General features: G+C 64.7%; 18 protein-coding genes. 5 read left to right on the forward strand and 13 right to left on the reverse strand.

The window, feature by feature from the left end:
• Positions 1-170: 170 nt before the first annotated feature.
• A complete protein-coding gene (locus E5Z01_RS02715; protein WP_135227970.1) occupies positions 171-764 on the forward strand; it encodes a TetR/AcrR family transcriptional regulator in 594 nt (197 codons plus the stop codon).
• Positions 765-786: 22 nt separating this feature from the next.
• Here E5Z01_RS02715 and E5Z01_RS02720 read toward each other — a convergent pair whose 3' ends face one another.
• The 11 genes from E5Z01_RS02720 to E5Z01_RS02775 all read right to left on the reverse strand — a co-directional run bounded on the left by E5Z01_RS02720 (position 787) and on the right by E5Z01_RS02775 (position 10,161).
• Complete coding sequence (locus tag E5Z01_RS02720) at positions 787-1,869, reverse strand: quinone-dependent dihydroorotate dehydrogenase (protein WP_135227971.1); 1,083 nt, start codon at positions 1,867-1,869, stop codon at positions 787-789.
• Positions 1,870-1,977: 108 nt separating this feature from the next.
• Complete coding sequence (gene carA / locus E5Z01_RS02725) at positions 1,978-3,162, reverse strand: glutamine-hydrolyzing carbamoyl-phosphate synthase small subunit (protein WP_135227972.1); 1,185 nt, start codon at positions 3,160-3,162, stop codon at positions 1,978-1,980.
• A gap of 291 nt (positions 3,163-3,453) precedes the next feature.
• On the reverse strand, positions 3,454-3,984 hold the full coding sequence (locus E5Z01_RS02735) for an N-acetyltransferase (RefSeq protein WP_135227973.1): 531 nt from the start codon (positions 3,982-3,984) through the stop codon (positions 3,454-3,456).
• Complete coding sequence (locus E5Z01_RS02740) at positions 3,981-4,484, reverse strand: GNAT family N-acetyltransferase (RefSeq protein ID WP_135227974.1); 504 nt, start codon at positions 4,482-4,484, stop codon at positions 3,981-3,983. Before E5Z01_RS02740 ends, E5Z01_RS02735 begins: the two co-directional genes overlap by 4 nt.
• A 90-nt stretch (positions 4,485-4,574) precedes the next feature.
• Positions 4,575-5,984, reverse strand: coding sequence for an argininosuccinate lyase (gene argH, locus E5Z01_RS02745; protein WP_135227975.1), 1,410 nt, complete (start codon positions 5,982-5,984; stop codon positions 4,575-4,577).
• A 154-nt stretch (positions 5,985-6,138) separates the two neighbouring features.
• Positions 6,139-6,657: a GNAT family N-acetyltransferase gene (locus tag E5Z01_RS02750; RefSeq protein WP_240738148.1), complete on the reverse strand. Its 519-nt coding sequence runs from the start codon at positions 6,655-6,657 to the stop codon at positions 6,139-6,141.
• Positions 6,654-7,163, reverse strand: a complete 510-nt coding sequence (locus tag E5Z01_RS02755) for a GNAT family N-acetyltransferase (RefSeq protein WP_135227976.1) — start codon at positions 7,161-7,163, stop codon at positions 6,654-6,656. The genes E5Z01_RS02750 and E5Z01_RS02755 overlap by 4 nt, the downstream gene beginning before the upstream one ends.
• The gene (locus E5Z01_RS02760; RefSeq protein WP_240738149.1) at positions 7,150-7,545 is read right to left on the reverse strand and encodes a GNAT family N-acetyltransferase; all 396 of its coding nucleotides are present in this window, start codon (positions 7,543-7,545) and stop codon (positions 7,150-7,152) included. Before E5Z01_RS02760 ends, E5Z01_RS02755 begins: the two co-directional genes overlap by 14 nt.
• A gap of 306 nt (positions 7,546-7,851) precedes the next feature.
• Entirely contained in the window at positions 7,852-8,928 is a 1,077-nt protein-coding gene (locus tag E5Z01_RS02765) for a type IV pilus twitching motility protein PilT (protein ID WP_135227978.1), read from the reverse strand.
• Positions 8,925-9,800: a pantoate--beta-alanine ligase gene (gene panC, locus E5Z01_RS02770; protein WP_135227979.1), complete on the reverse strand. Its 876-nt coding sequence runs from the start codon at positions 9,798-9,800 to the stop codon at positions 8,925-8,927. Before panC ends, E5Z01_RS02765 begins: the two co-directional genes overlap by 4 nt.
• A complete protein-coding gene (locus tag E5Z01_RS02775) occupies positions 9,793-10,161 on the reverse strand; it encodes a phage holin family protein (protein ID WP_135227980.1) in 369 nt (122 codons plus the stop codon). The genes panC and E5Z01_RS02775 overlap by 8 nt, the downstream gene beginning before the upstream one ends.
• 374 nt (positions 10,162-10,535) lie before the next feature.
• On the opposite strand from E5Z01_RS02775, the gene polA reads away from it, so the two are divergent.
• Both polA and E5Z01_RS02785 read left to right on the forward strand, forming a co-directional pair.
• Positions 10,536-13,289 (forward strand): DNA polymerase I, encoded by a 2,754-nt coding sequence (gene polA, locus E5Z01_RS02780; RefSeq protein WP_135227981.1) that lies wholly within the window; start codon positions 10,536-10,538, stop codon positions 13,287-13,289.
• Between the two features lie 44 nt (positions 13,290-13,333).
• On the forward strand, positions 13,334-13,972 hold the full coding sequence (locus E5Z01_RS02785) for a hypothetical protein (RefSeq protein WP_135227982.1): 639 nt from the start codon (positions 13,334-13,336) through the stop codon (positions 13,970-13,972).
• Positions 13,973-14,027: 55 nt separating this feature from the next.
• On the opposite strand, the gene E5Z01_RS02790 is transcribed toward E5Z01_RS02785, so the two are convergent.
• Together E5Z01_RS02790 and E5Z01_RS02795 are read right to left on the reverse strand one after the other, a co-directional pair.
• Positions 14,028-14,981, reverse strand: a complete 954-nt coding sequence (locus tag E5Z01_RS02790) for an electron transfer flavoprotein subunit alpha/FixB family protein (RefSeq protein ID WP_135227983.1) — start codon at positions 14,979-14,981, stop codon at positions 14,028-14,030.
• A gap of 92 nt (positions 14,982-15,073) precedes the next feature.
• On the reverse strand, positions 15,074-15,835 hold the full coding sequence (locus tag E5Z01_RS02795) for an electron transfer flavoprotein subunit beta/FixA family protein (RefSeq protein ID WP_119762661.1): 762 nt from the start codon (positions 15,833-15,835) through the stop codon (positions 15,074-15,076).
• 321 nt (positions 15,836-16,156) lie between these two features.
• Between E5Z01_RS02795 and E5Z01_RS02800 the strand changes: the two genes are divergently transcribed.
• Both E5Z01_RS02800 and E5Z01_RS02805 read left to right on the forward strand, forming a co-directional pair.
• Positions 16,157-16,879 (forward strand): metal ABC transporter ATP-binding protein, encoded by a 723-nt coding sequence (locus E5Z01_RS02800; RefSeq protein ID WP_119762663.1) that lies wholly within the window; start codon positions 16,157-16,159, stop codon positions 16,877-16,879.
• Positions 16,879-17,691, forward strand: a complete 813-nt coding sequence (locus E5Z01_RS02805) for a metal ABC transporter permease (RefSeq protein WP_135227984.1) — start codon at positions 16,879-16,881, stop codon at positions 17,689-17,691. The genes E5Z01_RS02800 and E5Z01_RS02805 overlap by 1 nt, the downstream gene beginning before the upstream one ends.
• The last annotated feature ends 19 nt before the right edge of the window (positions 17,692-17,710 follow it).

Below are 17,710 nucleotides of genomic sequence, written 5' to 3' on the forward strand. Positions count from 1 at the left end.
AAGTCACCCGATTGTCAGCGTTCTGTCAGCCAGGCGAAGCTCAAGGCGCGCGTCAGTATCCTCACGGAGCCGAAATACGGAGCACAGACAAGGTGCCCAGAAAAGCAGAGAAGAAAGGCGCAGACGGCCCGCCCAGAACGAATACGCGGCCCGCACGGTATGATGCGCGGGTGACCGTGTCCCCGAACTCGCCTTACTCCTCTCACGACAGCACCCGCAACAGAATTCAGACGGAGGCCGCCCGGCTGTTCGTCGCCAGCGGGTATCACGGCGTGAGCATGCGCGAGGTGGCCGAGGCCGTGGGCGTCACGAAGCCCGCCCTGTACCACCACTTCGCGGACAAAGAAGCGCTGTTCCTGGCGCTGCTGGAGGGGGCGTTGTCTTCACTGAGCCGCCTGATCGAGCACGCGCAGGCCCAGCAGGGCATCCGGGCACAGCTCGGTACGCTGGTGGCTGAACTGCTGGACACGGCGCCCGAGCAGCGTGTGGGCCTGCAACTCGCTAGCGAATTACGGCACGTCTCGCCGGACCGCCGCGCCGCCTTCGAGTCCGAGTACCGCCGGGTGTGGATGGGCGGCCTGATCGCCCTGATGACCGCCGCCGCCCAGCGCGGAGAATTGCGGGCCGACCTGCCGCCCGCCGCGCACGCCCGCACCTTCCTGGCCCTGACCTTTCCGCTGGTGAACGGCCCCGCCATGCCGGACGCCCGCAGCACCGCCCAGGCCCTGCTGAGCATTTACCTGGACGGCGCGACCCCCCGTTAAACGGGGGCTTCAAAGGTGGGCTTCAGGCGTCCACGCCGACGATCTCAGTGATGTTCCGCACCCCGTCGCGCTCCAGCAGGGTGTTCAGGTCGCGGTTGATCCGGGCCACCAGGCCGGGCCCCTGGTAGATCAGGGCGCTGTACACCTCAACCAGGTTGGCCCCGGCGCGGAGTTTGACGTAGGCGTCCTCGGCGGTGAAGATACCGCCCACCCCGACGATGGGCAGGGTGCCGCGCAGCTGACGGTAAGCCGTGCGCACGAGTTCGGTGCTGCGCTGCGTGAGGGGCCGGCCGCTCAGACCGCCGGCCTCGTCTCTGGCGGCGCTGCGTAGACCTTCGCGCGACAGGGTGGTGTTGGCCACGATCACGCCCGCCGCTCCGGCGTCCTGCACCGCCTGCAAGCTCGCCTCGAAGTCGGCGGGATGCAGGTCCGGGGCCAGCTTGACCAGCACCGGGGGGCGCGTCAGGGTCTGTACGCGGCCCTCCTCGACCTCCTGCACCACTGCCCGCACCAGTGCCCTCAGGTCATCGGCCGCCTGAAGCGCGCGCAGACCGGGCGTGTTGGGGCTGCTGACGTTGACCACGAAGGCGTCCGCGACAGCCTGCAAGGCGCGTACGCAGCGCAGGTAATCCTGCACGGCGTCCTCGTTGGGCGTGACCTTGTTGCGGCCAATGTTCACCCACACCGGCACTGGCCGGGCCTTCAGGGCGTTCAGGCGGGCATGCAGGGCCGCCGCGCCCCCGTTGTTGAAGCCCATGCGGTTGATCAGGGCCTGGTCTTCCGGCAGGCGGAACAGGCGCGGGCGATCGTTGCCGGGCTGCGGCAGCGGCGTGACCGTGCCGACCTCCAGAAACCCGAAGCCCAGGGCGCTGAAAGCCGGAACCGCCACGCCGTTCTTGTCCAGGCCCGCCGCCAGGCCGACCGGTGACGCAAAAGTCTGAGCCCACAACGTCTGCTCCAGGGCGCGGCAATCCGGGGACGTGAACGACCGGAGTCGCTCCAGCCCAGCGACCTGCGAGACTACTTCTAAGCCGCGCAGGGTCAGGTGGTGGGCCTTTTCGGCGTCGAGACGAAACAGCAGCGGCTTCACGAGGGACGGGTACACGCCCCTCAGGATACCGCCCGGCTGGTGCGCCGTCCTGCAACGGCAGGGGCCACCCTCACGAGGCGACCCCTAGCGGAACAAAGGTGAATTTTACCGACCTGCGGGGGCTTAAACGCCCTTCAGACCCGGCATGGCTTTCAGGACGGGCGTGCCGCTTCCGCCGTCGAAGGCGTCGATCTCCTGGATGAAGCGCTCGAACAGATAACGGCTGTCGTGCGGGCCGGGGGACGCTTCGGGGTGGTACTGCACCGAGAACACCGGGTAGCGGCTGTGGGCCATGCCCTCCAGCGTGCCGTCGTTGAGGTTGACATGGGTGGGAATGAAGGCCCCGCCTGGGATGCTGTCGATGTCCACCGCGTAGCCGTGGTTCTGTGAAGTGATCTCCACCGTGCCCGTCAGCAGGTTCTTCACGGGCTGGTTGCCGCCGCGGTGACCGAACTTCATCTTGAAGGTGGTGCCGCCCGCCGCCAGGCCCAGGATCTGGTGCCCCAGGCAAATTCCGAAGGTGGGCAGCAGGCCCATCATCTCCCAGGCGGTCTTGTGCGCGTAGGTGGGGGCGGCGGGGTCGCCGGGGCCGTTGCTCAGAAAGAGGCCGTGCGGTTGCAGGGCCATGATCTGTGCCGGAGTGGTCTGCGCCGGCACCACGATGGGTTCGATGCCCACTTCCGAGAGCCGCTCGATGATGGTGTGCTTGATGCCGAAATCCATCAGCACCACGCGCTTGCCGTGGCGCAGGGTCGGGAAGGCGTAGGGCAGCGGCGTCGTGACTTCGCGGGTCATGTCGTGCCCGTCGATGTCCTGGTGGTCACGCGCGCGCTGCACGTACACCTGCTCCTCCTCGGGCGAGAACTCGCCGTAAGGGTCGGTGGGGTGCGTAAAACTGCGGTGCGCGATGACGCCCTTGACCACGCCGCCGGTGCGGAGCCTGCGCACCAGGGCGCGGGTGTCGATGCCCTGAATGCTGACCACGCCGTGGAGCTGCATGAACTCCTCCAGCGACTGCTGGGCGCGGTAATTGCTGTACTCACCGCTGAATTCACGCGAGATGAACCCGCGCACATACGGCTTGTTCGACTCCATGTCGTAGATCGCCACGCCGTAATTCCCGACGTGCGGGTAAGTGATGGTCACGATCTGACCGTTGTAACTGGGGTCGGTCATAATCTCCTGATACCCGGTCATGGACGTGTTGAACACCACCTCGCCCACCGTTTCCCCACGGTGCCCGAAAGCGTACCCCCGGTACACGGTGCCGTCTTCCAGGGCCAGAATGGCGCGTTCTTTGCGAATCATGTGAATACCTCCATACCGCCTCGCCGGGCGCGTTTCATGGTGGAAGCGGGCAGCTTACCCGTCCTCAAGGCAACAGTCTAGAACATTTGACAAAAGAACGCAGTGATTTTGTCCGAGCAGAGCGAGTGAATTTGAACGAGCAGGACGAAGAATGGAGCGCTCTGCGGTGCCCTTCCATAGAGCGCGTAATTCGGAGAACTGCTTTAGCGTGCCGGCTCAGCCCGCAGGCCAGGTGAAGCAGATGAACTTCGGAGCCTGTTCCATCCAGACAACCCGGTTCAGTCAGCGCAATCAGGTCAGGGCCTTGAGCATGGCAATTTCGTTGCAGTTCTCGAAGAAGGCGCAGCGCTGGCACTCGCTCCAGACTTTCGGGTGCAGGTTCGTTTTCTCGATACGCGTGAACCCGCAGCGCTCGAAAAAGGTCTGCTGATATGTCCACGCGAACAGGGTAGGCAGGTCGATGGCGCGGGCCTCGGACTCGCAACTCAGGACGAGCTGTTTGCCCAGCCCACGCCCCTGCATATGGGGGTGAACCGCCAGCCCGCGCACCTCGGCGATGTCCGGCGCGAGCATGTGCAGCCCGCACACCCCCACCAGCCCGCCCGGTTTCCCCTCGTGAGGTTCGGCCAGCACCAGGTGAAAATCCCGAATGGTCTCGGCCAGCAGGGTACGCGAACGCACCAGCATCTGCCCCCGGCTGGCCCAGTAGCCGATGAGTTCGTGAATGGCTTCGATGTCCGACAGTTTGGCTTTGCGTGTCTCCAGCGGCGCGTCCGGGTGAACATCCGGAATGGCGATGGAGTCCAGCGAGAGCAGGGTCATGTGGCTGGTTCCCGGGGGGGCTGCGCCTGCGGCTGAAACAGGGTGTGCTTCCACACCTGCTCCTGCTGAATCCAGCCCCTCGTCAGGCCACTGACGACCTGCGGAGCATGCGGGAGAGCCGCCTCGATTTCGCCCACCTTGGCGGGAACGAAGCCGTAGCGTTTCCAGTAGTCGCCGGCCTCGCTGGAGAACAGGTACACGATCCGGTCGCCGCGCAGCGAAGCGTGCGTGAGGGCCGAAAGCACCAGGGCCCGCCCCAATCCACGCGAACGCATGGCAGGAAGAACGGCGGTGGAACGGATCAGGCTGGCGCCTTGGCCCTGTTCCAGGCCGATGCAACCGGCGGGCCGGCCGTCCAGGTCGGCGATCCAGTACGTGCAGCCCTCATCCAGGGTGACGCTCGATGTATGCAGGCCAGTGCGTTCAAGCAGGTCGACCACCACCGGGAGATCGGTAGGCAGGGCTTGCCGGATTTTGATGTGCTGGTCAGTTAAGGTCATGTGGTACTCCTTGAGGGGTGGGGGGCGACGGGCTGAAATGGCCGGAATCAGTGTCGTCGTCGCATCTCTGACCTTCCCGCCCTGCTCACGTCAGTTCTCCAGCGCCTGGCGGGCGTTCCGGATGGCTTCCCGCACGCGCTCGGGGGCGGTGCCGCCGTAACTCTGGCGGCTGCGGACACTTTCCTCGACGGTGAGGGCCTGCGCCACCTGGGCGTTCAGGAGGGGGTGGGCGCCCTGCAATTCCGCGTCGGCCAGTTCCCACAGTTGACGGCCGCTGCGGCTGGCGAGGCCCACCAGCCCGCCCACGACCTCGTGCGCCTCGCGGAAGGGAACGCCACCGCGGGCCAGGAAGTCGGCCACGTCGGTCGCGGTGCTGTACCCGCGTGCAGCAGCCGCTTTGGTCACGTCGGCGTGCCAGACGGTCTTGGGCATCATCTCGGCGTACAGGCGCAGCACGATGCTGAGGGTGTCGTAGCTGTCGAACACGCCTTCCTTGTCCTCCTGCAAGTCCTTGTTGTAGGCCAGAGGCGTGCCCTTCACGACCGTCAGCAGGCCCATCAGGTTGCCGAACACGCGCCCGGCCTTGCCACGGCTCAACTCGCTCACGTCTGGGTTTTTCTTCTGCGGCATGATAGAAGATCCGGTGGTGTGGCTGTCGGGCAGCGTCAGAAAGCCGAACTCGAAGGTGGAATACAGAATCAGTTCTTCACTGAGGCGCGAGAGGTGCGCCGCGAGGATGGCGCAGGCCGAGAGGAATTCCAGCGCGAAGTCACGGCTGCCCACGCCGTCCAGGCTGTTGGCGGTGGGGCGCGCAAAGCCCAGGGCCTCGGCGGTCATGTGCCGGTCGAGCGGCCAGGGCGTGCCGGCCAGCGCCGAACTGCCCAGCGGGGACTCGTCCATACGCGCAGCGGCGTCGCGCAGGCGGCCCTCATCGCGTTCCAGCATGGCGACGTAGGCCATGAACCAGTGCGAGAGCAGGATGGGCTGCGCCACCTGAAGGTGGGTGTACCCCGGCAGAAGCACCTCGTCCTGCAGGTGCTTCTCGGCCTCGGCCAGCATGACGCGCCGCAGTTCGCGGGTTTTGCCAGCCAGGTCAAGGGCGGCTTCTTTCGTGAACAGCCGGAAATCCACCGCCACCTGGTCGTTGCGGCTGCGGGCAGTGTGCAGTTTGCCGGCCACCGGGCCGATGCGGTCACGCAGCGCGGCTTCCACGTTCATGTGAACGTCCTCGCGGTCGAGGCGCCACTCGAAATTCCCGGCGCGAATGTCGGCCAGCACGCTGTTCAGCCCGTCCGAAATCTGCCCGACTTCCTCAGCGGTCAGAATGCCCTGCTTGCCCAGCATGGCGACGTGCGCCAGCGAACCGCGAATGTCCTGCTCATACAGGCGCTGGTCGAAACCCACCGAGGCGTTGAACAGTTCCACCAGGCCGTCGGTGGCCTCGGCAAAACGGCCACCCCAGAGTTTCTTGTCGGTGTTTTTCGTGTGGTTGTTCGTCATCATTGGCTCCACCCCCATCTTGCCTCAATCGCCGTGCGGGGTAGACGAAGTGGATGCTACAAGCTATGCGAGTTAAACGCAAACTTATTCAGCCGGAACTTTCGGTTCTGTAAATAGCCCGGATACCGAGCCTTCAGCTCCGGCAGCGACGACCTCAGCGGCCATCTTCCTCTGCTACGGCAGCCAAAGGAGGCCTGTCGACCGCTTTTACCATAACCATCGGCGGCGGACTGCCAGGGTAAGCCAGGACATACGGCTCATCAGTTTCGGCGTACCCCAGGGCCGTGTAAAAGGGAACGACTTCCAGATTGAACTGGCTGACCGCCAGCAAAACGCGGCGGAGCCCCCGTTGGCGGGCCTCATCCTCAACAGCGGCCACCAGCTGGCGGCCCAGGCCACACCCTCGCGCCTCCGGCAAAACTGCAAGTTTATTCAGAATGAGCGTATATATACCATCTGGCCCGAAGCCGACGCAGCTCACCACCTCTCCCCCACTGTCCACCGCCACGAACCCTCCTGCCCCGTCCGTGAACAGCGAGCGTTCCAGATCGGCGGTGGTCGTGCGGTTCCAGCTCGACCGGGCGTCCATGCCCGCCTGCATCATCACGCGGTGGAAGTCCGGCAGGTCGGCGCGGCCCAGGCGGCGAAGCGTGAAGGCGGAGTGCAGCGTCACGGCGTCCCATCCAGCAGCGTGAGGCGCATTTCCGGGCTGGTCGAGTCGACGAAACCCAGGCGCTGATACAGGCCACGGCCCATCGGCGCGGCGTTCAGGTTCACGCTGCGCAGGCCGCGTCGGCGGGCCTCCTGCAAGGCCGCGTGCATCAGCGCCTCGGCCAGGCCCTGACGGCGGTGCCCAGGCGCCACGTACATGTTCAGGACATGCGCCCTGTGCAGGGCAGGATCCTGCAGGGTGGGAATTTTCGGGTGAAACATCAGGCCCACGCCCGCCACCACCTGCCCGGTGTGATGAGCCGGATCAGCGTGCTGGGCCAGAAAAGCCACGTACTCGCCGGCAGCTATGGCGTTTCCGAGCCAGCCTGTCCACAAGTCCTGCTGGGCCGCCGCGCCGTCAGGGGTCAGGCTGCCCATGTCCACGAACATCTGCCCCCGGTGCAAGGCAATCACCGCCGCGTCCTGCGGGCCAGCGGGGCGCACGGTGTAAGCGTCAGGAAGGGTCATCGGCTGTCAGGATAAAGCGCATTTCCTCGCTGGGCTGAAACCCCAGCCTGGCGTAGGTGGGGCGCCCGGCCCCGGAAGCGTGCAGGGTAACCACGGTGACGCCGCGCCTGCGGCATTCCTGCAGGGCAACGTCAACAAGGTGCCGGGCCAGGGCGCGCCCACGGTGCTCGGGCGAGACGTAGACGTTCAGGATGTACGCCCGCACCGGCCCTTCGGACAGGGCGCTGGGCGGCAGATCCTGCCACAGTACGCCCGCACCAGCAATGACGGTGTTCCGATGCTCGACCAGGAAACCCGTGTATGTGCCGTTGTCCAGCGAACGCCTGTGCCAGATCAGCGAGCCCGCGTGTGCCCGGCGCAGCTTCTCCGTGTCCGCGCCCATGTCGAGGAACATAGCTTCGCGGTGGAACTGAATGAGACCTACTGCGGAAATATCGCTTGTTTTGTGGCGATATTTCCCGAACCGAGTGAGCAGCAGAAAAGACGCGCTGCGGAAAATGGAAGAGGATGGCGGTGCTTTCCCGTCATCATCTGGAATTGGACGCTGTGCGTCTAAGTTCGGCATCGGCCGGTGCGGCGAGGCGCCAGGAGTAACCGTCTGGCCAGGTCACCCGGTCGGAGATTGAAGGGGTCGTCACCACACCATCATGCTGTCAAAAAGTGTCCCGGGCTGGGCAGCAAGGGCCGTTCAGTACAGGGCGCTGGACTTCGTGATCATCAGCTTCAGTTCGTGCGGGCTGGTGGCGGCGTCCAGCGCAGTGTCTATGCTGATCAGCCCGTTGCGGTAAAGCTCCACCAGGTGCTGATCGAAGGTGTGCATGCCGCGCAGGTTGTCTTCCTGGAGGGCGTCCTTGATCAGGTTCGTTTTGGTCTCGTCGCGGATGTATTCCTGCACCAGGGGCGTGTTCAGCAGGACTTCGTTGCCCAGCACGCGGCCGGTGCCGTCGGCGCGTTTCAGCAGGCGCTGGCTGACGATGCCCAGCAGCGAATCCGAGAGCTGGTAACGGATTTCCTCGCGTTCGTGCGGCTGGAAGAAATCGATGATGCGGTTGACGCTGCGAATGGCGTCCTGCGTGTGCAGGGTGCTGATGACCAGGTGCCCCGTCTGGGCGGCGCTCAGGGCAGCCTCGACGGTCTCCTTGTCGCGCATCTCACCGATCATGATGACGTCCGGATCCTGCCGCATGGCGTACTTCAGGGCCGTGCGAAAGTCCTTGGTGTCATTGCCCACTTCACGCTGCACCACGATGCTCCTGCGGTTTTTGTGCAGGATTTCCAGCGGATCTTCGATGGTGATGATGTTGTACGGGTAGTGGCGGTTGAGGTGATCGATGATGGTCGCTACCGTGGTGCTTTTCCCGCTACCGGTCGGCCCCGTGACCAGCACCAGGCCGCGGCTGCGGGTGGCCAGGTCGGTCAGCGTCTCGGTGGGCAGGCCCAGCGCCTCGAAGGTAGGAATGGCGTCGATCAGGACGCGCATCACCAGGCCGACTGCGCCGCGCTGCCGGAAGATGTTGCAGCGGAAGCGCCCCAGGCCCGCGACGCTGTACGCAGTGTCCAGTTCGTTGCGGTACTCGAAGTCCTCCCACTGCTCGGGCGTCAGGATGCTCTGGGCCAGGGCCGCCGTGTCGGCCGGTTTCAGCGGCACCGAACCGAACGGCGCCAGCAGGCCGTCCACGCGGCCCATCGGGGGACTGCCGGCCTGCAGGTGAATGTCCGAGGCGCGGCGGGACACCATGGTGTTCAGCAGTTCGTCCAGGGTCATGAGTGCGCTCCATTATTCGCGCTCAGGGGCATATTGTCGATGAGCCGCACGCCGAACATGCGGGCCGCGATCAGAATGCGGTTAAAAGGATCCTCCGCAATCCTCGGGGTCTCCTGCAAGTTGCTGTCTACGACCGTCAGGTAATCCAGTTGGGCGTCCGGTTCAGTCTTCAGGACGTTCAGGCCGGCCTGTTTCAGGGCCTGGGTGTCGCGTTCCCCTGCCGCATAAGCGGCCTGCACCGCCCGCAGGGCACGCGAGAGCACCGTGGCCCGCGCTTTCTGCTCCTCGTTCAGGTAGCTATTGCGGCTGCTCAGCGCCAGGCCCAGGCTCGCGGCCTCCTCCGAGCGCACGGTGGGCACGCCCACCACCTCCACCGCCACGTTCAGGTCGGTGATCATGCGGCGCAGCACGGCCACCTGCTGCCAGTCCTTCTCGCCCAGAAACACCTTATCGGGCCGCACCAGGTTCAGGAGTTTCAGCACCACCGTCGCCACACCCGTGAAATGCCCAGGCCGCGACAACCCGTCCAGCGTGTCGGAAACGCCATTCACGCTGACGCGGGTGCTGAAGCCTGGCGGGTACATGTTCGCGTCGCTGGGGGCAAACACGAAGTCCACCCCGGCGCTCCGCGCCACCTTCAGATCCCGCTCCAGGTCACGCGGATAACTGGCGTAGTCCTCGTTGGGGCCGAATTGCAGCGGGTTCACATAGATGCTGAGCACCACCGTGTCGCACGATTGCCGCGCCCAGCGCATCAGCGTGGCGTGACCGTCATGCAGATACCCCATGGTCGGCACGAACCCGACGGTGCCCCTGCCTTGCAGCGCGGCCCGCAACTCTGCGGGATCGGTAAACACCTGCGGCTCAGTCACGCTGACCGTCCAACCCCAGAGCGCCCACCACGGCGTCCAGCACCCACGAAATGACCGTCAGGAGCAGCGCCCCGATGATCGCCGCGCCGAAGCCGTTCACGTTGAGCGCGGTCACGGACGCCACCAGCCACAGCACCACCCCGTTGACCACCAGCGTGAACAGGCCCAATGTCAGGACGTTGACCGGCAGCGACAGCAGCATGAGCACCGGGCGAATCAGGGCATTCACGATCCCCATGACCAGCGCCGCCAGCAGCACGCTCAGGGCATCTGCCCCCGGCGCGAACGACACCCCGCCGTACACCTGTGTCAGCAGATACAGGGCCACCGCATTCACGATCAGCCGTAACAGGAATCCCATACCAACAGCATAAAGGGTGGGTAGGAAGTGATGAGTGGTCAGTGGAAAATCAGTGGAAAAAGCCGCTGTGATAAGCCCCAAAAGGAACACCTGCCGCTCAAAGCGTCCCACCGCACGACTGACCGCAAGGTTCGTGAAGGCCGTCTGGCGCGTCAGCGCCAGGGCTTATTGCGCGTCACGGGACAACAGGTGTGAGCCGGAAACGGGGCGAGGTGAGCAAACACAACAGCACCTGGGACGACTCCTGCCCAGTGCAACGCCCGCTCCCCCTGGGATGAGGGGTTGGGGAGGTGGGCCAATTCAGGCGATCTTCCCACTCTCCCTCTTCCACCCCGCCGTTACGCCCCCAGCGAAATGCCGGGTAAACTTGGGGTATGTCCGCTGCCCCGACTACCCTTGTTTTGATCGACGGTCACGCGCTGGCCTTCCGCTCCCTGTTCGCGCTGAGGCGCGGTGAGCCGCACGTTCCGCGCCTGTCGAACAGTGCGGGCGAGGCCACCGACGCCATCCAGGGGTTCCTGAGCATGACCCTGCGACTGGCCAGGCAGCGCAGCAATCAGGTGATCGTGGTGTTCGACCCGCCGGTCAAGACCTTCCGGCACGAGCAGTTCGAAGGGTACAAGGCGGGCCGGGCCGACGCGCCGAGCGACCTGTCGGGGCAGATCAACCGCATCCGGGAAATCGTGGACGCGCTGGGCTTGCCGCGCATGGAGGTGAACGGCTACGAGGCGGACGACGTGATCGGCACCCTGACGCGCATGGCCGAGGGCACGAACATGCAGGTGCGGATCGTGACCAGTGACCGCGACTCTTACCAGCTCCTGGATGACCACGTGCGCGTGATCGCCAGTGATTTCTCCTTGGTCGGCCCCGACGAGGTGCTGGAAAAGTACGGCGTGACCGTCAAGCAGTGGGTAGACTTCCGCGCCCTGACCGGGGACGCCAGCGACAACATTCCCGGCGCGAAGGGCATCGGGCCGAAAACGGCGGCGAAACTGCTTCAGGAGTACGGGAACCTGGAGAAGATGTACGAGGCCGCGAAAGCGGGGACGCTGAAGCCCGACGGCGTGCGTCAGAAACTGCTGGACAGTGAGCAGGACGTGGAGTTCAGCCACAAGCTGTCGTGTATGGTGACGGATCTGCCGCTGGACGTGACACTGGGAACGCCGCGCGGCGAGGGCAATCCGGAGCGGCTGCAGGAGTTGCTGCTGGAACTGGAGTTGCACACCATTCGCAAACAGGTGGCGGCCCTGAACGCGGCGGAGAATGCGGGCGATGCCCTGCCGGACTCCGTGCTGGACGAGCAGGCCGAAGCCGAGGGCGCAGGCCGGGTGGCCGCGCTACCCGACATGACCATTGCCGCCTGGAAAACGCCTGCGCAGGACGTGGTGTGGGGCTACGTGCTGTCGCGCGAGGACGACCTGACGGCGGCCCTGACCGAAGCGGCGACCTTCAAAGGCGGCGTGGCCCGCGTTGCGCCCGTCACGGAACCCGACGAGTGGCAGCAGGCCGAACCGCCCGCGCCCGTGAGCCTGTTCGGGGACACCGAACCCCTCACGAAGAAACAGCAGAAGGAACTGGAGAAAGCGCAGAAGGACGCCGAGAAGAAACGCGCCAAACTGCGGGCCGAATTTCCCTGTACCGTGAACGAGGAAGAATTCGTGGGCCAGCGCACCGTGACGGCGGCGGGCGCCAAGGCCCTGGCGGCCCACCTGAGCGTGCGCGGCCTGCACCTGGAGCCCGGCGACGACCCCCTGCTGATGGCTTATCTGCTCGATCCGGCAAACATGAACATGCCGCTGACCGTGAAGCGTTACATGGACATGGAATGGCCCAGCGACGCGGCCACCCGCGCCGCCATCACCGCGCACCTGCTGAACGAGTTCCCCAGCCTGCTTGACCCGGCCCGCCGCAAGCTGTACAACGACATGGAAAAACCCCTGTCCGCCGTGCTCAAGCGCATGGAAGTGCGCGGCGTGAAACTGGACAGCGAGTACATCCAGACCATGAATCTTCAGGCGGGCGTGACGCTGGCGGAACTGGAACGCCAGATTCACACGCACGCGGGCGAGGAATTCCAGATTCGCAGCCCCAAGCAACTGGAAACCGTGCTGTACGACAAACTGGGCCTGGCCAGCAGCAAGAAGACCAAGCTGACCGGCCAGCGCAGCACCGCCGTTTCCGCGCTCGAACCCCTGCGCGAGGAACATCCCATCATTCCCCTGCTGCTGGAATACCGCGAACTGGATAAGCTGCGCGGCACGTACCTGGAGCCATTACCGAACCTGGTGAACCCGCGCACCGGGCGGCTGCACACCACTTTCGCGCAGACGGCGGTGGCCACCGGCCGCCTGTCGAGCCTCAACCCCAACCTTCAGAACATTCCTATCCGCAGCGCTCTGGGCCGCGAAATCCGCAAGGGCTTCATCGCCGAGGCGGGCTTTTGCCTGATCAGCGCCGACTACTCGCAGATTGAACTGCGACTGCTGGCCCACATTGCCGACGACCCCCTGATGCAGCAGGCCTTCAACGAGGGCGCGGATATTCACCGCCGCACCGCCGCGCAGGTGCTGGGCCTGGACGAGGCCACCGTGGACGCCGGGCAGCGCCGCGCCGCCAAGACCGTGAACTTCGGCGTGCTGTACGGCATGAGCGCCCACCGCCTCAGCAACGACCTCGGCATTCCGTACGAGGAAGCGGCGGGGTTCATCAAGACGTACTTCGATACGTACCCTGGCATCCGCCGGTACATCGACCAGACCCTCAGTGCCGGGCGCACCAAAGGGTATGTAGAAACCCTGTATGGACGCCGCCGCTACGTCCCTGAACTGAACAGCAGCAACCGCAACGTCCGCGAAGCTGGCGAGCGCCTGGCGTACAACATGCCCATTCAGGGCACCGCCGCCGACATCATTAAGCTGGCCATGATCGAACTGGACGGCAAACTCGACGACCTGGGCGCCAGGTTGCTGCTTCAGGTTCACGACGAACTGCTGATCGAGGCCCCGTGCGACCGCGCCGACGACGTGGCCGCCGTCACCCGGGAAATCATGGAAGGGGCCGCGCAACTGAAGGTTCCGCTGGCGGTGGAAGTCGGCGTGGGGCCCAACTGGTACGACACGAAATGAAAAGCGACACCTTGACCGTCAACCGCCACGCTTTGCTTAGGTTCATGAACGAAGGCGACAAATCAGCGAACGGACATCACTCGTCCATGACGGCCTTCCTCGGCGAACCACTGGCAGCGGCTCTGATGCTGCATTACCTGAAGGGGCAGGGGAAAAACGCTGAAATCGTAAGCTGGAAGGTAACACCTGGCACTACCAAAGGCCAGCGACTGGATGTCTGGATTGCTGATGGTGCTGGGACGCTTTACCAGACCGAAATCAAGATGTGGGCTGGAAATGCCATTGGCGGCCTACGCCTGAAACCGGGCCTCACCAGGGACGAACTGAGCGAACGTGGTCGCAAGCAGTGGGCGGAACGTCTCTGGAACTCAGAAAAAAATGAGTTTCTGGCGGAGGCGGTCGGCAAAGTGCTCAAGCCCATGCAACCACCTGTCGGTTTCCCAAACCCCAGCATTCAGCCCCTTCTCCTTCTGTGCTTGTGGTGGCTGGTACAACCTACCGAAGAACAGGGGCCGTGGTTTCACGTTCCAATTCAGCACGATCGATTCAAGACAGTCAACGTGTTCTCCCTGACGGCCTATCTGATGTCTCTGGAGGAGGAGAACTTGACCCTGTACATGCCCGTAGTCAAAGAACGGTTGAACTGGTTACGCCTTCTGCTGCCAGGTGAACCAAGCCCGTAACCGATTCAAAAAGAAAAACTCCTACCCGCAGGCAGGAGTTCCTTGACGGCTTGCTTCAGCGGTTTTTGGCGGCTTCGATCAGGGCGGGCACGATCTGGTTGACGTCCCCGACAATGCCGTAGTCAGCAACTTTGAAGATGGGCGCTTCGGCGTCCTTGTTGATGGCGATGATGTTCTTGCTTTTGCCCATGCCCGAGAGGTGCTGCACGGCGCCGCTGACGCCCAGGGCAATGTACGCCTTGGGTTGCACGGTTTTGCCAGTCTGGCCGACCTGTTCGGCGTAGGGTCGCCAACCGGCGTCCACGACGGCACGGGTCGCGCCGACGCCCGCGCCGATCTGGTCGGCGAGGCCTTCCACCAGGGCAGAGAAGATCTCGGGGCTGCCCACGCCGCGTCCACCCGTGACGATCACGTCGGCCTCGGTGAGGGCCACGCGGCTGGTCTTCTCGACGCTCTTGCCGGTAATTTCCACGCGCACAGCGGGCAGATTCAGTTCGATGTCGTACTGCTCGCCCGCGCTGGCGGCGGGTTCGGCGGGGTTGAAGGAACCAGGTTTGGCGGTGACCACCACGACGCTGCCCTCGGCCTCCACGGTTTCGGTGACGCGGGCCAGGTACGTGTAGCGCTGGGCCTGCACGGCAGCGCCGTTCGCGCTGAGGTTGATGACGTCTTCCAGGTAAGGCGCGTCCAGTTTCACGGCCACCCGCGGGGCGTACTCGCGCCCGCTGCGGCTGCCGCCGATGATGACCAGGTTGGCCTCGCCTTCCTGGGCGATCTGCGCGGTGGCCGCGGCCCACGTTTCGGCGTTGTACTGCGCCAGCGCAGGCAGGTCGCCCACCAGCACCTGTTCGGCGTACTGCGCGGCCTCGTTCGCCACGCCCGCCACATCGGCACCCAGCACCAGCAGCGTCACCGGGCCTTCACGGCCGCTCTCACGGGCGGCAGACACCATTTCCAGCGTCGACTTGGCGAGTTTCCCGCCCGTGTGTTCGGCAACAATAAGAATCATGCGATCACCTCAAAAATTGTCATCCCACGTGAATGGGGTTGACTGAATGGGTTTGACTGAATGTTTTGAAACAGGGGGAACCGTCCCCAGCGTCAGGCGATGACTTTCGCTTCGTTGCGCAGCAGGTTCAGCAGTTCGGCGGCGGCGGCCTGGGGGTCTTTCCCGTCGATCATCCTGTTCAGGCGAGCGCGGGTCTGGATCTCGGCGTTCACGGTGCGGACTTTGCCCTGCACGCCGTACTGCTCCAGGGTGTCCTTGCGGAGTTCCTTCTTCTTGGCTTTCATGATGTTGGGCAGGGTGGGGTAACGGGGTTCGTTGAGGCCCTGCTGGGTGGTGACCACGGCGGGGAGGGGGGCGCGGAAGCTCTCGTTGCCTTCGTCCACGTCGTGCCGCCCGGTGAGGGCGTCACCCTCGATGTTCAGTTCGTTCGTCCAGGTGAGTTGCGGCCAGCCGAGGCGCTCAGCGCTGGCGGCCCCAAGCGCTTGAGAATCCCAGTCGGCCTCCTGCCCGCCCACCAGAATCAGGCTGGCGTTCTCGGCCTGAGCCACCTGGGCCACGATCTTGCTGAGGGCCACGGCGTCCAGTTTCTCGATGGTTTCCACGTGAATGGCGCGGTCGACGCCCATCGCCAGGGCGGTGCGCAGGGCGTCCTCGTTGCGCTGCGGGCCGACCGCCAGGGCGATGATCTGCTCGACGGGGGCGCCGCCTTCACGCAGCCTCAGGGCTTCTTCCACGCCGTACTCGTCCATGCCGTCGATGACGACGGTGGTGCCTTCGAGGTCGACGGCGTTGGCGCTAACTTTCACGCGGGCTTCGGCGTCCGGGACTTGCCGGACGAGGGTCAGGATGTTCATGCGTCCTCCAGAATAGCTGCGGGTCTACTCAGCGACAGTGCCGCAGAAACCCGCCGGAATAACTTGTACTCGGTTCAATTTTAACGGGTTTGACTCAAACGTGCTACCCGGACAGGATAACGGTTCGCTCATCAAGGCGGGCTGTACCGGGCGGAGTTGCAGGGGTCTGGACGGGAGACCTTGGCAGGTAGCGCTTGGAAAAGACGGGCGGAATTCTATTTTCCCCGGCAAAGCCCTAGTTCTTTTTCCCCTCTCTCCTGCCCCCTTCCCCTTATTGATAATTTACTTTCAATACGCGGCCTGGTGCAGTAAGCTGCCCCGGTGCTGGGCGTTGAACACTTGACGGTGAAGTACGGGAACCATGTGGCGTTAATGGACGCCACGGTGCGGTTCGATGAGGGCTCGTTCTCCGCGATCATCGGGCCGAACGGCGCGGGCAAAAGCACCTTGCTCAAGACCATGGTGGGCCTGCTGCCCGATCACCAGAATGCCGTGAGGTTTGGCGAGGGCCACCATGCCAGGAAGTGCATCGCTTACGTGCCGCAGCAGCAGACGCTGGACTGGGGCTTTCCGGTCACGGTGTGGGACGCCGCCATGATGGGCCGCACCGGACGCCTCGGGTGGCTGAAGTGGCCCGGTAAAAAAGACAGGGACATCGTGACGGACGCGCTGAAGGAAACTGGGGTGTACGAGCTGCGACACCGCCACATCGGTGCCCTGTCGGGGGGGCAACGCCAGCGCGTGCTGCTGTCGCGCATGCTGGCCCGCCAGGGGCATCTGCTGCTGCTCGACGAACCCATGACGGGGGTAGACGCCGCCACGCAGGAGCAACTCATGGCCCTGCTGCGCGCCCAGGCGGACAAGGGCCGCGCGGTCGTCATGGTCACGCACGACCTGGAACAGGCCCGCCGCTGGTGCGATCACCTCGTTCTGGTGAACCGCCGCATCATTGCCGACGGCACGCCCCAGCAGGTGTACACCCCGCAGAACATCGAGGCCACTTTCAGCAGCAGTTTCCTGGGCCACATGCACGCGGAGGCCTGATGGAGTGGCTGACTGACCCGCTGCAATTCGATTTCTTTGGCCGCGCCCTGATAGCGGTGGTGCTGGTCAGTGTGCTGTGTGCGCTGGTGGGTGCGTGGGTGGTGCTGCGCGGCCTGAGTTATATCGGGGACGCCATGAGCCACGCGGTATTTCCGGGGATCGTGGCGGCGTTCCTGACAAAAGGCAACCTGCTGGTGGGCGCCCTCGTGGCCGCCGTACTGACTGCCCTGGGCATCGGGGCCATCAGCAACCGCAGCGGCCTGAAGCAGGACAGCGCCATCGGCATCGTGTTCGTGGGCATGTTCGCGCTGGGCGTGGTGCTGCTCTCGCGTGCGCCGACCTTCACCACGGACTTGAGCAATTTCCTGATCGGCAACCCGCTGGGCGTCAGCGCGGCCGACCTGTGGGGCGCCCTGGGCGTCACGGTGCTGGTGGGCGGCCTGCTCACCGCCATTCAGAAGGAGTTGCTGCTGGCCTCCTTCGACCCCACCGAAGCCCGCGCCATCGGCCTGCCAGTGCGGCGACTGAACAACCTGCTGCTGGTCATCATCGGGCTGGTGGTGGTGCTGACCGTGCAACTGGTGGGCACCACCCTCAGCGTCAGCTTGCTAATCACGTCCAGCGCCACCGCCCGCCTGCTGGCCCGCAGCCTCCGGAAAATGATCCTGCTGTCGGCCGCTCTGGGCGCCCTGGGCGGCGTCGTTGGCCTGTACCTCAGTTACTACCAGAACATCGCCCCCGGCGCGACCATCGTGCTGGTGAACACGCTGGTGTTCCTGCTGGCGCTGGCCTTCCGGAAACGCGAGCAGTAGGATGACTCCGAACAAGTGG

This window comes from Deinococcus fonticola (assembly GCF_004634215.1).
GTDB classification, from domain to species: domain Bacteria; phylum Deinococcota; class Deinococci; order Deinococcales; family Deinococcaceae; genus Deinococcus; species Deinococcus fonticola.

What these genes read in the sequence shown, in the direction of transcription:
- E5Z01_RS02740 (WP_135227974.1), bottom strand. Translation starts at nt 4,484, where the DNA reads ATGACCTTAACTGACCAGCACATCAAAATCCGGCAAGCCCTGCCTACC.
- E5Z01_RS02805 (WP_135227984.1), top strand. Translation starts at nt 16,879, where the DNA reads ATGGAGTGGCTGACTGACCCGCTGCAATTCGATTTCTTTGGCCGCGCC.
- E5Z01_RS02775 (WP_135227980.1), bottom strand. Translation starts at nt 10,161, where the DNA reads ATGGGATTCCTGTTACGGCTGATCGTGAATGCGGTGGCCCTGTATCTG.
- E5Z01_RS02755 (WP_135227976.1), bottom strand. Translation starts at nt 7,163, where the DNA reads ATGACCCTTCCTGACGCTTACACCGTGCGCCCCGCTGGCCCGCAGGAC.
- polA (WP_135227981.1), top strand. Translation starts at nt 10,536, where the DNA reads ATGTCCGCTGCCCCGACTACCCTTGTTTTGATCGACGGTCACGCGCTG.
- E5Z01_RS02785 (WP_135227982.1), top strand. Translation starts at nt 13,334, where the DNA reads ATGAACGAAGGCGACAAATCAGCGAACGGACATCACTCGTCCATGACG.
- carA (WP_135227972.1), bottom strand. Translation starts at nt 3,162, where the DNA reads ATGATTCGCAAAGAACGCGCCATTCTGGCCCTGGAAGACGGCACCGTG.
- E5Z01_RS02790 (WP_135227983.1), bottom strand. Translation starts at nt 14,981, where the DNA reads ATGATTCTTATTGTTGCCGAACACACGGGCGGGAAACTCGCCAAGTCG.
- E5Z01_RS02760 (WP_240738149.1), bottom strand. Translation starts at nt 7,545, where the DNA reads ATGGGCGCGGACACGGAGAAGCTGCGCCGGGCACACGCGGGCTCGCTG.
- argH (WP_135227975.1), bottom strand. Translation starts at nt 5,984, where the DNA reads ATGACGAACAACCACACGAAAAACACCGACAAGAAACTCTGGGGTGGC.
- E5Z01_RS02765 (WP_135227978.1), bottom strand. Translation starts at nt 8,928, where the DNA reads ATGACCCTGGACGAACTGCTGAACACCATGGTGTCCCGCCGCGCCTCG.
- E5Z01_RS02795 (WP_119762661.1), bottom strand. Translation starts at nt 15,835, where the DNA reads ATGAACATCCTGACCCTCGTCCGGCAAGTCCCGGACGCCGAAGCCCGC.
- E5Z01_RS02735 (WP_135227973.1), bottom strand. Translation starts at nt 3,984, where the DNA reads ATGACCCTGCTCTCGCTGGACTCCATCGCCATTCCGGATGTTCACCCG.